The 15,747-nt window shown below is 35.9% G+C and carries 9 protein-coding genes; 6 read left to right on the forward strand and 3 right to left on the reverse strand.

Annotated features, from left to right (window positions below):
• Positions 1–2: 2 nt before the first annotated feature.
• From ACFOWM_RS08325 to ACFOWM_RS08335, 3 genes are read left to right on the forward strand one after another with little or no spacing between them, the layout of a single operon-like run.
• A complete protein-coding gene (locus ACFOWM_RS08325; protein ID WP_379708767.1) occupies positions 3–920 on the forward strand; it encodes a hypothetical protein in 918 nt (305 codons plus the stop codon).
• 4 nt (positions 921–924) lie between these two features.
• The gene (locus ACFOWM_RS08330) at positions 925–2,463 is read left to right on the forward strand and encodes a phosphatase PAP2 family protein (protein ID WP_379708769.1); all 1,539 of its coding nucleotides are present in this window, start codon (positions 925–927) and stop codon (positions 2,461–2,463) included.
• 9 nt (positions 2,464–2,472) lie between these two features.
• On the forward strand, positions 2,473–5,820 hold the full coding sequence (locus ACFOWM_RS08335) for a VCBS repeat-containing protein (RefSeq protein WP_379708771.1): 3,348 nt from the start codon (positions 2,473–2,475) through the stop codon (positions 5,818–5,820).
• Here ACFOWM_RS08335 and ACFOWM_RS08340 read toward each other — a convergent pair.
• From ACFOWM_RS08340 to ACFOWM_RS08350, 3 genes are read right to left on the reverse strand one after another with little or no spacing between them, the layout of a single operon-like run.
• Positions 5,817–7,751, reverse strand: a complete 1,935-nt coding sequence (locus tag ACFOWM_RS08340) for an alpha-amylase family glycosyl hydrolase (protein ID WP_379708773.1) — start codon at positions 7,749–7,751, stop codon at positions 5,817–5,819. The genes ACFOWM_RS08335 and ACFOWM_RS08340 overlap by 4 nt on opposite strands.
• A 16-nt stretch (positions 7,752–7,767) precedes the next feature.
• Positions 7,768–8,721, reverse strand: coding sequence for a carbohydrate kinase family protein (locus ACFOWM_RS08345; protein WP_379708775.1), 954 nt, complete (start codon positions 8,719–8,721; stop codon positions 7,768–7,770).
• A gap of 44 nt (positions 8,722–8,765) precedes the next feature.
• The gene (locus ACFOWM_RS08350; protein ID WP_379708777.1) at positions 8,766–10,262 is read right to left on the reverse strand and encodes an MFS transporter; all 1,497 of its coding nucleotides are present in this window, start codon (positions 10,260–10,262) and stop codon (positions 8,766–8,768) included.
• A 186-nt stretch (positions 10,263–10,448) separates the two neighbouring features.
• Here ACFOWM_RS08350 and ACFOWM_RS08355 point away from each other — a divergent pair, with 186 nt between their 5' ends.
• From ACFOWM_RS08355 to ACFOWM_RS08365, 3 genes are all read left to right on the forward strand, one after another.
• Complete coding sequence (locus tag ACFOWM_RS08355; protein ID WP_379708779.1) at positions 10,449–11,840, forward strand: DNA recombination protein RmuC; 1,392 nt, start codon at positions 10,449–10,451, stop codon at positions 11,838–11,840.
• 104 nt (positions 11,841–11,944) lie between these two features.
• Positions 11,945–12,640, forward strand: coding sequence for a DUF2064 domain-containing protein (locus ACFOWM_RS08360; RefSeq protein ID WP_379708781.1), 696 nt, complete (start codon positions 11,945–11,947; stop codon positions 12,638–12,640).
• A gap of 48 nt (positions 12,641–12,688) precedes the next feature.
• Complete coding sequence (locus tag ACFOWM_RS08365; protein WP_379708783.1) at positions 12,689–15,679, forward strand: TonB-dependent receptor plug domain-containing protein; 2,991 nt, start codon at positions 12,689–12,691, stop codon at positions 15,677–15,679.
• The last annotated feature ends 68 nt before the right edge of the window (positions 15,680–15,747 follow it).

The raw sequence follows: 15,747 nt of genomic DNA on the forward strand, positions 1-15,747 counted from the left end.
ACATGAACTATCTATATAAAGCAATTATTATAAGCATAATAACCACTACATGCAGCAATGCCCTACAGGCACAAACTGATATTGATGTAAACATGATGCAAAAAAAAGAACTATGTGCTGGTGTTGAATACAGCTACCACTCATGGAATAAATATTGGGAAGCTGATTTTAAAAGACCCAACCTAAATTTAGGTACAGTAAGAACGCAAATGTATGCAGCAATGGGTACATATGGCGTTACAAACAAACTCAATATTATGGCGGGTGTACCATTTGTAACTACTAAAGCTAGTGCCGGACAATTAAAAGGTTTACAAGGCTGGCAAGATGTTATGATTGGTGCAAAATATAAATTGTTTCAAAAAACGTTGAAGCAACATACACTATCAGGTTACGTATCAGCAAAATTTACTGCACCTACAACAAATTATGTAGTTGATTACCTTCCGCTCAATATTGGGTTAAAAGCTACTACTATTACCTCAAGGGCATTGGTAGATTATCAAATAAAAAAATGGTTTACTACTGCATCGGCCGCTTATGTATGGCGAAGCAACATCCGCTTAGATAGAAATAGCTACTACACAACAACCATGCATTACACCAACGAAGTGGCTATGCCCAACGCCTTTACCTACAATATAAGAGCTGGCTATAGAAACAAAGGCCTTATAGCAGAAGTTTTTTACAACAACTGGATTACACAAGGCGGTTTTGATATTACTAAAAACAATATGCCTTTTCCTAGCAACCGTATGAATAACAGTATGGTGGGGTTACATGTGTTTTACCCATTGTGGTTTCAAAAAAAATTATCAATTGTAGGCAATGCTTATACCACTATAACTGGCCGTAACGTAGGCCAAACCAATGGTTTAAGCATCGGTCTTTTTTATTTAGCCAACTTTTCTAAAAAGTAATTCAATGAAAAAATTATATATATGCATCGCTATTATTATTGTAGCAACAAGCTGTAGCAAAGAAATTGTAGAACGTACCAACGAATTTGAAGCATTAAATCCATTACGGGTTGATAGCAATGCAGGTACATGGCGACCAATACTTATTTCGTCGCCATCAGCCTTTACTGTAAGTGCTCCTATTGCTACTACTTCGCCAGATTATATCATTCAATTAAATGAAATTAAAAGTTTTCAAGCCAATATGAATGCGGCTGATAGAGCTATTGTAAAATATTGGAGCGCTGGTGCCGTTGTTCGTTGGAACGAAATTTTAAGAGAACTAGTTGCTAAACACAACCTTCCTCCTTATCAAAATAATGATGGCACTTACCCTATACCTAGTGCCAATAACCCATTAGCGTACCCACTGTTTCCTTTTTCAAACCCACCATATGCAGCAAGGGCCTACGCTTATGTAAGTGCTGCTCAGTATGATGCATTGGTAACAACTATGTATTTCAAAAAAATATACAACCGCAATGCGCCCCATAAGGTAGATGCTGGTATTAAATTACTGATTCCTAGTTCACCTTTATCATCGTACCCGAGTGAAGATGCTACGGTGATGGGTGCAACCGTAGAAATGTTGAAGTTGTTATTTCCGGGTGACCAAGCATACATTCAACAAAAAGCTGATGAACATAAAAGAGCTCGTTTGCTGAGTGGCGCAAATGTTAGGAGCGATTTAGATGCTGGTGAAAATATTGGCAAAGTGGTTGCACTACAATTTATTACAAGAGCCAGAAATGATAGAGCTGGTGCTGCTGTAGGCAATGCCACTATTTGGGCTCAATTAGAAAACGATGCTATTGCAAGAGGACAAACACCTTGGATTAGTTTAGAAACACCAAAGCGTCCGCCAATGTTACCTTTGTTCGGCAAGGTGAAAGCGTTTTTATTTGATTCTGCAACTTTGGTAAATCAAATAAGGCCAGCTGCACCACCATCAACCAACTCTTTACAATTCAATAACGAGCTCAATGAAGTATTATCTTACAGCAACAATGCTAGCAGAGAGCAAATAAGAATAGCACACTTTTGGGCTGATGGCGTTGGCACTTATACACCACCAGGTCATTGGAACGCTATTGCTGCAGAAGATTTTGTAAAAGAACGTTTTAGTGAAGTGCGTTGGGCTCGTAATATGGCATTACTCAATATGAGCTTAATGGATGCTGCCATTGCTTGTTGGGATGCAAAGTATACCTACTTTAATCCTCGTCCATCACAAATGAATAATGCCATAAAAACAACTACTGGGGTGCCTAATTTTCCTGCATATATTTCGGGCCACTCAACTTTTAGTGCTGCCGCTGCTAGTGTATTATCACACATAATACCCGTAAAAGCAGCTGGTTACGATGCTATGGCTAAAGAAGCCTCTTTATCACGTTTATATGGAGCTATACATTATAGAAGCGATTGCGAAAAAGGTTTAATAGTAGGAAATAAAGTAGCCCAATTTGCAATTCAAAGAGCTTTAACGGATGGGGCTGAATAAAAATTTAATATGAAAAAAAATTGCTTACAACAAACATACTTAGGCTTTACCGCTTTCATTATTTTGGTATGGTTTACCTTATTATCTAGCTGTTCATCAAACCAACAACAACCGTTGTTTGAGTTAAGACAAGGCAGCGAAACGGGTCTTAATTTTGTAAACAAGCTCACCGCTACACCAAGCTTCAATATGTTTAAGTACATGTACTTTTACAACGGAGCTGGGGTAGGCGCTGGTGATTTTAATAATGATGGAAAGATAGATGTGTTTTTTGCAAGCAATCAACAACAAAATAAATTATACCTCAATAAAGGCAATTTACATTTTGAAGATGTAACTGTAGCAGCTAAAATACCTACCAATGGCGGCTGGAGCACAGGTGTATCTGTAATAGATATTAACAATGATGGCCTGCTTGATATCTATGTATGCAAAGTGGGCAATTTTGATGCACTCCAGAGCCACAACGAATTTTTAATTTGTAAAGGTATTGATGCCAACGGTGTACCCTTTTATGAAGATGAAGCCTTACAACGTAATGTTGCATTCAGCGCATTTGGTACCCAAACATCATTTATTGATTATGATAATGATGGCGACCTTGATATGTACCTGATGAACCACTCTTTGCGTTACAATGGTACATTTAATGCACGTAATACCTACTACAACACCACCGATAGTTTGAGTGCTGATTATTTGTTACAAAACAACAACGGTGTGTTTACAGATGTATCAAAACAAGCAGGCATAACTGGCTACATTATTGGTTATGGCTTGGGCATTTGTATCAGTGATATTGATATGGATGGTTATCAGGATATTTATATTGGTAATGATTTTCATGAAAATGATTATTTATACATTAACCAAAAAAACGGCACTTTTAAAGAGGTTATTCAAAACTGCATAATGCATACCAGCCAATTTAGTATGGGGGTTGATATTGCTGATGCTAATAACGATGGGTATCCTGAAATTATTACGATGGATATGATGCCATCTGACCCATACATTTTAAAACGTTCGCTAGATGAAGATGCGTATGATTTATTTCAGTTTAAAAGGAGCTACGGTTACATGCCACAATTTGCCAAAAATGCTTTGCAATACAATCGTGGTAATGGTATGTTTAGCGAAGTAGGCATGTACAGCAAAGTATTTGCAACCGATTGGAGCTGGGCTGCTTTATTTACTGATTTTGATAATGATGGTTGGAAAGACCTGTTTATTAGCAACGGTATACCTAAACGCTTAAATGATATTGATTATGTAAACTATGTGAGTGATGCTGCTTTTCAAGATAAAATTCGCAGCAATAATATGGGTGAAAAAGATATGGCCCTTATTGATAAGTTTCCTCAAATAAAATTACCCAATCGCTTTTACCTCAATAAAAAAAACCTGCAGTTTGAAGATGTTGATGCACTCATAAAAAATAATACAGCTACCTACTCAAATGGTGCTGCCTATGCTGATTTTGATAATGATGGCGATATTGATATTGTAGTAAATAATATTGATGATGCAGCAATGTTGTATCAAAATAAAACCAATGACCATGCTACCAATCACTGGCTGAGTATACAATTAAGAGGCGATAGCAATAATTACAATGCCATAGGTACCAAAGTGTTGGTATACAGCCAACAACAATTGCAAACCTATGAAACAACACCAGTACGTGGTTTTCAAAGTGCTATGCAAGTGCCCGTTCATATTGGCTTAGGTTCAATTACGCCAGATTCTGTTTTGATTGTATGGCCTAATCATACTTACCAAAAAATAAATAATGCAACAGATACAACCATTACCATTACGTATAAAAAAGGGTTGCCTGTTTTCAATTATCAACAACTAAAACAACCTCTCTTATCTAATAAAATTGTTGACATAACAAACGCCACACAGCTCCGTTATGTGCATGAAGAAAATCCTTTTAATGAATTTAATAGAGAGCAATTAATGCCTCACATGGTAAGTAGAGAAGGCCCAGCATTAGCCATTGGTGATTACAATGGTGATGGATTGGAAGATGTTTTTATTGGTGCAGCGAAAGCAAAAAAAGCTGGAATATTTTTACAAACAATAACCGGTACTTTTAAACAAGACAAACAACCTAATATTGAAAATGATAGTACTTATGAAGATGTTGCTGCTCAATGGGTGGATGTAAACAATGATCGTTCACTTGATTTAGTAGTTGCTAGTGGTGGTAATGAATATTATGGCAACAGCGAATTTTTATTACCTCGGGTTTATATTAACGATGGCAAGGGTCATCTTACCAAAAACCCAACAGCATTTGATAATGCCATTATGTTAACTGCTTCATGTGTTACTACATTAGATATTAATAATGATGGTTTTGTTGATTTATTTTTCGGAGGTCGTGCCGTGCCTTGGCAATATGGAGTAGTCCCATCATCCTATTTATTATTGAACGATGGTAAGGGCAATTTTAAAAACGTAATAAAAAATGTAGCTCCCTATTTAAGTGATGTAGGTTTTGTAACGAGCGCCATTACCAACGATATTGATAAAAATGGCTTGCAAGATTTAGTGCTTACTTTAGAATGGGGTGGTATTATTGCCTTCACACAAAACCAACAACACCAATTTACAGCTAAATGGCTCACACAAAACAAAGGTTGGTGGAACTTTATTAAAGCTGTTGACGTTGATGGCGATGGTGACGATGATTTTGTTGCTGGTAACCTTGGCCTCAACAATCGCCTTTATGCAAGCCCTTCTACACCCGTAAATATGTACTATAATGATTTTGATGGTAATGGAAAAAAAGAGCAAATCGTAACATATTTTTTACAGAACAAACAAATTCCGTTTGCTAATAAAGATGAATTACAGAAACAATTACCATCTTTTAAAAAACAATATTTGTACGCAGCAGATTTTGCAAAGGCCAATTTGTTTGATTTATTTCCGAAAGCTAGTTTTGATAATGCTTTAAAATATGAGGCCAACAACTTTAGTAATGTTGTACTTATTAACCAAGGCAATGGCAAGTTTGATGTAAAGCCCCTACCATGGCAAGCACAATTAGCACCCTATAGAGATGCTGCTATTGTAGATGCCAATAATGATCATTTACCAGATATATTTTTAATAGGTAACTACTACCATAATAACATTCAAATGGGTATGCATGATGCTGATTATGGTAGCTTATTAATAAACCAAGGTAAGGGCAATTTTAAATATGAAACGCTCAATGGCGTAGTATTAAAAGGTGAAAGCAGGCATATCGCACCTATTACCATTCAACATAAACAAGCCTATATTATTGCAAAAAATAATGATAGTGCGTTGGTGTTACAGTTTCAACAATATCACTAGGCCGTTGTTAAAATTAAGTATTGATAAGGCTCTAAAATTAAGTACGCTGCATCAGGACCAATATTATATGTTTTATTGGTTACCAAATCTGTAACAGTGGTAAGGTTTTTTGAAAAAGATTTGAAAGCGTACCATGTTAAAAAAGCCACTTCGTTACTAAAATTAAATAGGCAGTAAATATGTTGATCAGCAGTGTGCCGCACATAACCTGCCACATGAATATTATGCGGTGGCAACCAGTGTATATTTTTTAAATCACTTATAGCTGGTAGTTGTTTACGAATTGTAATAAGTTGCTGTGTGGCTTCAAATATTCGTTGTTCAATGCTGCCTTTGGTTTGTATTAAATCATTCTTTTGCCAATCGATGATGGGGCGGTGCATCCAACGGTTATCATAACTTTTAGCAGCATCGTTTAAATAACTATAATCGTTTGTGTAACCTACTTCATCACCATAATACAACATTGGTAACCCGCCGTAAAAAATTGCACAAGCTTGCATTACTATAATGCGTTTGATGGCTGTTTCAATAAGTGCTGCATCATTGTTATTGATAGCGTTTTCTAACCCACAAAGCGATGCCAATGTACCACTTATACGAGCATCATTTGTTTTGGGGTTCACTGAAAACAAGGCCCCACTTGCAGATGAATAGGCATGGTTACCAGAAAAATAATTCATTAAAAATTTACGGTGCTCGTATGGGTTATAGCCTGCTTGGGCAATCATTTCATCTTCGTAACCCAAACCAATATCATCATGACAACGGGTATAATTTATCCAAGTAGTACCGTAAGGTTTCTTTAAAATTTCTTGTTGTGCCGCAAGCATAATGGTAGTATCGCCTGTGGCAATAGCATCCCACTGCAAGGCCATTTGGGTTGCGTTGTAGGCTACATCACATTCGTTAGCATAAAACGCTCCTTCACCAAAATACTTCATAATATCTTTAGGTGCTACAATTGCTTCTCCAAGTAAAGCCATACCAGGTGTAGCAACGTTTACGCATTGCTTAATAAGTTGTAATATGGTATGTGCTAATGGTAAATTTTGGCAAGTTGTACCTAGTTGTTTCCAAATAAAAGCAGGTGCATCTATTCGCAATACATCAACCCCGATGTTAGCATAAAAGAAAATATTTTCTAACATGGCAATTAAAACGGCAGGGTTGGTAAAATTTAAATCCCATTGGTAATGGTGAAATACCGTCATTACCCATTTGTTTAATTCGGGTACATAAGTAAAATTGCCGGGGCTACTTTCAGGAAACACTTCTGGCATGGTACTTTCAAATTGATCAGGCACCACCCTATCATCATACATGTAAAAAAAATCTTGGTATTTTTTATCGCCTTGTTTGGCTTTAATGGCCCATTCGTGCTGGTTAGATGCATGATTAAGCACAATATCCAACATCAAATACATGCCTTTTTGCTGCATGTTTTGTTGCAGGTTTTTTAAATCAGTAATGTTGCCAAAGCGCTCATCAACTTTTCTAAAATTACTCACAGCATAACCGCCATCACTAGCATCGGCTGGGCTTTCCATCAGTGGCATTAAATGTAAAAAATTTACACCGAGCTGTTGCAAATACGGTAATTTTTGATTCATGGCGTTGATAGAACCTGCAAACCTATCAACATACAAACTCATGCCCACAATATCATTACTCAAAAACCATTTTTGTTCGCCGGCTTTTTGCGCATCTCTTTGCTTAAAATGTGGCGCTCTTTCAACGTGTGTATTAATGAGTAAGCGATAGAGTTGATCTAAAAATAAAGCAGCATAAGTATCGCCATACAACTGCACGTATAGCCCATTGATGGTACTTTCATGCTGTTGTAATCTTTTTAAAAAAGATTGATCATGTGGGTTGTTTAAAAATCGGTGTTTTGCTAATACATCACTCAAAATATGGCTATTCTTCATCACTACCAATATAAAACTATGCGTTAAAAATATTACTATTTAAATGTTTAAGGGCTTCCATAGCGCCATAATGTTCGCAGGTTTTAGCACCTGCCACATTACCATTGTATATTATTGTTTGCCACTGTGCTATGGATATTTTGCTAAAAGCAGGCGCAAATTTATTTAATTGTGATAATACTGCACCTACAAATGCATCGCCTGCACCTGTAGTATCAATAGGGTTTACTTCAATACTCTTAATAATTTCAGTATGAGTGGGCGTACCAAATATAGTTCCTTCTTTGCCAATAGTAATAGCAAAAAAACCTTTGGTTCTTTTTTGAAAAATAGCACAAGCGCTTTCAACATCTGCACAGCCTGTTAACAACAACGCTTCCTCATCACTCACTTTAAAGAAGTTACATCGCTCTATAAAGTACCAACTTTGTTTAATGAAGTGTGGTTGATTATCTTTAAAAAGTAAATGCCTATAATTAGGATCAAAGCTGGTGAAAATACCTTGCTCTACTGCTTTATCAAACAATATAAAATAGGTTTCTTGGAGTGGACCTTCCATAAAAGCCGTAGCCGAACCAAAATGTACAATACTGGTTGAGGCAAGGTTGTATGAGGCAATATCCGTCCAATGCAACTGACCATCGGCACCTCTGTTAAAATAAAAATCACGTTCCCCATTTTCTAACAAACTCACAAAAGCAAAGGTGGTAAAGTGTTGTGCATCTTGCAACATGTACGAAGTATCAACATTAAACCCTTTCATTACATCAATTAAATGTTGCCCAAACGGGTCAATACCAACTTTTGCTGCCAACACAACATCTTCTCCCAATGCAGCAATGGCGGCTGCTACATTTGTAGGCGCTCCACCTGGCTTTTTTAGAAAGTTTTCGCCTGTAGTAAGTGGCAAACCCTTATCGGTACAAATCATATCAATTAAAGCCTCACCAATACAAAATATTTTACTCATACAATGTCGCTTTATAAATAACAGTGCAAAATTTAATTGTTTTATTAATGCCCCCCTGTGGCAGGTGCTGCCATTATTTCGTTGGTTAACTTTTTACTTTTTATAAGCAGTGTTGCCAAAGCCGCAACAAGTAATAATACACCTGCAAACAAAATGGCTTTAGTAGGGTCGTTATGTAAAAAGTGTTTTAAAATATACCCGAAACTAATGGTTTGTATAAACATAGGTATTACAATCATCATATTAATAATACCCATATAAACACCATATTTTTCTTTAGGTATTTCACTTACTACCATTAAATAAGGTATACCCATCATGCTAGCCCAACCAATACCAAAGCCTGTAATAGCTACATAAAATAATGATAGTTGGTGTATTTGCGAAAATGCTATAAAGCCTACTCCTGCTAATATTAAGCAAATAAAGTGCACATATTTAGCACCATATTTTTTAGCAAACCCTACCAACAAAAAAGCAATTAAAAAAGTAACGATGTTATACCAACCGTTAATACCACCCGTGGCAGATACTGCTTTCTCATATTTTCTATCATTGGCATCAATTTCACTTATTGCATTAACATCATCAACAGTTAAAGATGTTGTTATGATGTCTTTCCAATTATCATAAGTAGCCATTGCTGTAGTATCATTTTTGTTCACATCATCTGGCTCCAAACCTTTAGCCTCTACATACTTTTTTATATCAGCTTTAAAAGTTGTAAATGATTTCATTGCAGCTTCTTCGGTTGCATTCAAATCTTTATGGTGCCACTCAAAAGCGTTTTGTGCTACCGCTTTACTACTGTTTTGCCAATAACAAAACAAAGCATACCATTGAAATAAATATACTAAAGCCAATAACCATAACACTTTAGGCATGTTGCCTATAGCACTAATAACATCTTTAAAAGGCGAAAAAAGATGTAAAGGCTGCGAACGCATTTCTTTAATTTCTTCATCGCTTGGTGGAATTTCTGGTGTGGTACGCATACTCCACCAAACACTGCCTATTGAACAAACTGCACCAAACATGAACGATGCAAAAACCCAGTTAGGTAATTTGCCTGTTTTTCCTACTATAATCAAAGGAAAAAGTAACAATGAAAAATTAGCTAGGGTTTGACCAAAACCCGTAAAAAAACTCTGTGCCTGAAAACCGGTAGCCTGTTGGGTTTCATCTAACTTATCTGCAACAAATGCCCTGTAAGGTTCCATTGCGGTGTTGTTACCAGCATCTAAAATCCAGAGCAAACCAGCAGCCATCCATAAGCTACTGCTGAACGGAAACAAAAACAATGCAATACTGCACATAATAGCGCCTATAAAAAAATAGGGTTTTCTTCTGCCAAATTTTGGATGCCATGTTCTATCACTCAAAGCACCAATAATGGGCTGTACCAACAAACCCGTTAACGGACCGGCTAAATTAAGCCAAGGAATTTCATCTGGCTTAGCCCCCAAAAAATCGTAAATGGGGTTAACAGCACTTTGTTGTAAACCAAAACTATATTGAATGCCGAAAAAACCAACATTCATATTAATAATTTGCCAGAAGCTCAGCTTCGCTTTAGTTAAATTCATTGCAGTAAAATAGTGGTATTTAAATATATGATGGTTTTATGGAAGTGCCTATCAAACATCATTTGCAAACGTTTGATGTGGGCATTTTAACGTTGTATATTTACAAAGTATTTCCATACAACCCAATGTATATTTACAACTATGAACAACATCTTAATACTCATTATTACATCAGCCATTTTATTGATTGTTGTTATTGTAATTATTCGCCTGCTTTATGCACAAAAAACAAATTTTATTAAAGCACAGTTGTTACAAAGTCAACAACAGTTGGAGCAACTAAACAAAGCCCATCAACAATTACAAAATAGTGAAGCTGCTTTACAAATAAGTAAAGCAAATAGCGAAGCACAGGTACAATTTTTACAAGATGAAGTGCATCAACTAAAAATTATAGCAACGCAATACCAACAACTATTGCAAAAAAATGCCATTACAGAAACCCAACTTCAGCAAACCGCACAACAATTGGCAACGCAACAACAAGAGGTGCAACAATTAAATAATACACTACAGTTGCAATTTAAACATGTTGCACAGGCAATTTTAGATGAAAAAACCAACCAATTTACAGCTGTTAATGAGCAAAAAATGACCGCTATTTTAGCACCGCTTAAACAACAATTACAAGAGTTTAAACAAAAGGTAGAAGAAACCTACGACAAAGAATCAAAAGAGCGGTTTAGCTTACATAAAGAAGTGGGAAGACTTATTGATATGACACAGCAAGTAAGCCAAGATGCCAACAACTTAACCAATGCATTAAAAGGTAATAACAAAATTCAAGGCAATTGGGGTGAATTGATTTTAGAAAGTATTTTAGAAGCCAGTGGTTTACTAAAAGGCACCCAATATTTTTTACAACAATTTATTAAAGATAACGCTGGCAATATTATTAAAGATGAAGATGGTAAAGGATTGCAGCCAGATGTGATGATTGTATACCCCGATGAACGTAAAATTATTATTGATGCGAAGGTTTCATTACAAGCATGGGATATATTGGTAGCCGCTACTGATATTACTGAACAACATACCTACTTGGCACAACACCTCAAAAGTATTAAAAACCATATTGATGGGTTGAGTAAAAAAAATTACCCCAAATATGCATCAGCGTTAGAGTATGTGTTACTGTTTATACCAATTGAACCAGCCTTTTTAGAAGCCCTTAAGCAAGATGCTACTTTGTGGAAATACGCCTATGATAGAAATATTATTTTGGTGAGCCCAACCAATTTATTAGCCGTTTTAAAAATAATAGTAGCGTTGTGGAAAGTATCATCCCAAAGTAAAAATGCTATTGAAATTGCAGAGAAGGCTGGTAGCTTATATGATAAATTTGTTGGTTTTTATGAATCGTTTGATGCCGTTGGTAAAAAAATAAGAGAAGCCCATCAAAGTTTTGAACAAGCTCAAAAACAACTCATAACAGGTAGGGGTAATTTTACCCAAAAAGTTGAAGAACTTAAAAAAATGGGAGCCAATGCTCAAAAGCAATTGCCAGATGCTGCCCTTAACAATGACCAATAAAACGTAATTGTTTATTTTATATATGAGTTTTCAAACTAATTTGTTGCTAGCTTCGTAAGTAGTTGCGGTATTATACGTAATTAAACAGTCTATTCTTTTTAAACATGCAGTTACAACAAACGGCTATTTTGGTATTTGCCCAAACTGCTCAGGCTGAGCAAGGCAATAAGTCGTTTGCTTTGCACAAACATGGTGCTGCCTATTTTCAATACCTTAACCGCATTGTGTTTCAAAAAGTACAAAAAACGGGTTTGCCTTTTTTTATATTTTCAGAAAAAGAACAAGTTGGAAAAACATTTGGCGAAAAAATTTCAAATGCCGTAAATGCAGTATTTGAAAAAGGTTTTCAAAATATCATGATTGTAGGAAATGATAGTCCACAATTACAAACAAAACATCTTTTAAAAGCACATCAACAAATTTTACTTGGAAATACTGTAATTGGTAAAAATTGTAGAGGCGGTGCTTATTTAATTGCATTTAATAAAAAATGGTACCAACATCAACCATTTAAAAATGTAAGCTGGCAAAGCAACCAATTATACCACGATTTGTGTGGTTTATTTACTAACACCATCAATATTGGGCTTCCTACATTAATTGATATTAATGCAAAGGCTGATGCAGTTGCTGTATTTTCTACTTTAGCCTATACCTGTCAATTAAAAAAATTATTAGTAAACCTGTTGCAATACACACAATTGTTTGCAACAAACTTATTTTTTCAGTTATACTTACAACCTATTGTAAGCCACAAAGGCCTTAGAGCACCTCCTTCGGCAGTATTTATTGTTGCCTAAAAGGCAAACCCATTTTTCATTATTATTTATTTTATTAAAACATTTTTTATGATAAAAAAGTGCTTTACACTTTTATGTATATTTTTATGCAATGCTGCGGTATTTGCACAAGTTGATTTAACCGTATCAGTATCTAACAACGCCACTTTAAAACCATTAGCCAGTGTAGCGGTGGTGCTTCAAAATAAAGAAATTGGGTATAACCAAACCCTTAGTACCAATGCTGCCGGTAAAGTAATTTTTAAATCATTGAGCATTGCTGGCACTTACACCGTAAGTTTAAATAGCGAATCGTATAATGCCGATGTTATTGACAATTTACAGTTTAGAACTAATGAAAACCCTAGTGTGCAGTTAGTAGCCACTACTAAAAAAACCACCGAATTGAATGCTGTAAAAGTGTACAGCGGAAGCTCAAAAATTAATACAGTGAACGCCGAGGTATCTGCTCAATTGAAAAGAAAAGAGTTAGAGTTATTGCCTGTTGAGGGTAGAGATATTACTCGTTCATTATACCGTTTACCAAACGTTACGCAAGCAACAGGCTTTTACCCAGAGGCACCCAACGTTAGCATCAACGGGGCTAACTCATTATTTACATCATACTTAATTGATGGTATGGATAATAATGAGCGCTTTTTAGGCGGTCAAAAATTTGCAATGCCTTTAGGTTTTACACAAAACGTTACGGCATTAACCAATAACTACTCGGTTGAGTTTGGTAATACTGCTAATGGATTATTTAACCTTACAAGCCGCAGTGGTAGCAACAAAACTACCGGTGAAGCTTTCTATTTAACCAGACCAGGTGCTGCTGTTGATGCATCTAGCAAATATTTTCAAAAAGATTTAAGTGGCAATAATGTAAAAGATGGTTTTCAGCGCCAACAATTTGGTGTGGCTTTAGGTGGTGCTATTAAAAAGGATAAAACTTTTTACTACATCAATGCTGAGCAAACCATTGATATAAAAGACAATATTTTAACATCGCCACAATTAGGTGTAAATGCTACGGTTCGTGGTTATAACTATTTCACTTACTTGTCTGGTAAAATTGATCAAAAATGGAGCGATCATTTTAAATCATCGTTACGTGTAAATGGTGGTATTGTAAACATTGCTCGTCAAGGCGGTGGGTTAGAAGGCGGTGTAGCATTCCCATCTGCAGGTAACAAGCAAGATCGTAACTCAACATTAATTGCCCTACAAAATGTTTACACCAAAGGCAACATTAGTAACGAAACCAATATTCAATACAGCAACTTTCGTTGGAACTACGCAAGACCAACAAACGAAAACAATCCACAAGTAGAGGTTAAAGCGCCTGATGGTAGTACTGTGGCAGTGTTTGGCCACCCAGGTTATGCGTTTGACTCTCATGAAAGCACCATTCAGTTTCAAGAAAAGTTTAAAATCTTTTTAAATAAACATACCTTAAAAGTAGGTGCTGAAATTATTAGTGCCAAACACCAACTATACGGCGGTGGTGTACCAAACGGTTATTATCAAGTGCAATTAACAGCAGCACAGTTAGCTGATTTAAAAGCAAAAAATAAAGGCAAAGATTTAGATTATACTGATATTCCATCAAACGTAGCCGTGCCGTTTTATAGTGTTGAGTTACGTCCGAACCAATTTGGTAAAACACAAACCATTACCTCATTGTATGCAGAAGATTTATTTGCAGTAAATAGTAAATTAAATATTACTTACGGCATACGTTACGATTATGATAACTTATCAAAAGGTGGTAGCAGCCGTGGTGATTATAACAACATTGCCCCACGTGCAAGTTTCAATTATAAAATAAACGACAAAAGCAGTATTCGTGGTGGTTCTGGCCTTTCTTACGATAAAGTTTTGTACAGTGTTTATAGTGATGCTATTCAGCAAAATACCACAAGCCCTGAGTATAAATTACAATTGCAAGCATTGATTGATAAAGGTATTTTACCAAAAAATACAAACCTCAACGCTATTACTTTTGATGGTAATTTGAGTGCAGGTGCTACCAATGTGCCTTACTTAAATGGACCAAGTGCAGCATCTTTACAAAACCAACGTAACAGCGTATTTAGTTTTGAACGCCGCATATTAAACCCTAATGGTTACCAAAACAGTTATACTTGGCAAAATACCATTGGTTACCAATACCAAGTAAATGATAAGTTATTATTGTATACTGATGTTGTGTATAACAGAGGTTACAACTTATTTAGATTGGTTGATTTAAATGCTCCTACAGCTTACCAAATACCTGCAAACGGCACTACACCACGTTCACAAGCCGCTGCAAACGCTACTAGGCCCGTTCCTATTTTTAATGATGCTAGCGGTAACTACGGTGTTATTAATGGCCAAAAAGTATACGGTGTGGCTCGTAATGTAACGGTAACTGATGCTGGTGGTAAATCTGAATATATCGGTTTAAGCATCAATGCTAAAAAAGATAAAGCAGCTGACAAGTATGCCTATTTTGTATCGTACACATTATCTAGCTTAAAAAATAATACAGACGATATTAATTTCCGTGCATCTGATGCAAATAATTATGATAACGAATGGGGCCCATCATTAAACGATCGTCGCCATGTAATTAGTGGTGTGTTTTATTATTATCCTGTAAAACAATTGAGTGTTTCATTTGCTACACTATTACAAAGTGGCCAACCAATTAACCGTATACCTGATGGTACAGTTTATGGTACTACTGATTTAAATGGTGATGGTGGTAGTTTTGGTGATGCTTATGTTGGTAACAGTGATCGCCAACCAGGCGAAGCAAGAAACAGCGATCGCTTACCTTGGAGTAAATTGTTTGATGCTGGTGTACAATACAATATTCCAATTAAAGGTACTGGCCGTTTAGAAATTAGGGCTGATATATTTAATGTATTTAATACCGTAAACTTAAGTGGTTACAGTAATAATGCTACACAAAGTAACCAAATACAAATTGGCCCTAAGAGCAATGGCATTTTGCAAAAAAATGCAGGCGCTCCACGTCAGTTCCAGTTTGGTGCTCGTTACACTTTTTAATACCACAAGCCACTTACTGTTAAAAAAATAGTAAGTGGCTTTTTTAATTTGTACTTTTAAAACTACCT

The sequence above is a fragment of the Ferruginibacter yonginensis genome (assembly GCF_042651465.1).
Lineage (GTDB): Bacteria > Bacteroidota > Bacteroidia > Chitinophagales > Chitinophagaceae > Ferruginibacter > Ferruginibacter yonginensis.

What these genes read in the sequence shown, in the direction of transcription:
- ACFOWM_RS08325 (WP_379708767.1), top strand. Translation starts at nt 3, where the DNA reads ATGAACTATCTATATAAAGCAATTATTATAAGCATAATAACCACTACA.
- ACFOWM_RS08330 (WP_379708769.1), top strand. Translation starts at nt 925, where the DNA reads ATGAAAAAATTATATATATGCATCGCTATTATTATTGTAGCAACAAGC.
- ACFOWM_RS08335 (WP_379708771.1), top strand. Translation starts at nt 2,473, where the DNA reads ATGAAAAAAAATTGCTTACAACAAACATACTTAGGCTTTACCGCTTTC.
- ACFOWM_RS08340 (WP_379708773.1), bottom strand. Translation starts at nt 7,751, where the DNA reads ATGAAGAATAGCCATATTTTGAGTGATGTATTAGCAAAACACCGATTT.
- ACFOWM_RS08345 (WP_379708775.1), bottom strand. Translation starts at nt 8,721, where the DNA reads ATGAGTAAAATATTTTGTATTGGTGAGGCTTTAATTGATATGATTTGT.
- ACFOWM_RS08350 (WP_379708777.1), bottom strand. Translation starts at nt 10,262, where the DNA reads ATGAATGTTGGTTTTTTCGGCATTCAATATAGTTTTGGTTTACAACAA.
- ACFOWM_RS08355 (WP_379708779.1), top strand. Translation starts at nt 10,449, where the DNA reads ATGAACAACATCTTAATACTCATTATTACATCAGCCATTTTATTGATT.
- ACFOWM_RS08360 (WP_379708781.1), top strand. Translation starts at nt 11,945, where the DNA reads ATGCAGTTACAACAAACGGCTATTTTGGTATTTGCCCAAACTGCTCAG.
- ACFOWM_RS08365 (WP_379708783.1), top strand. Translation starts at nt 12,689, where the DNA reads ATGATAAAAAAGTGCTTTACACTTTTATGTATATTTTTATGCAATGCT.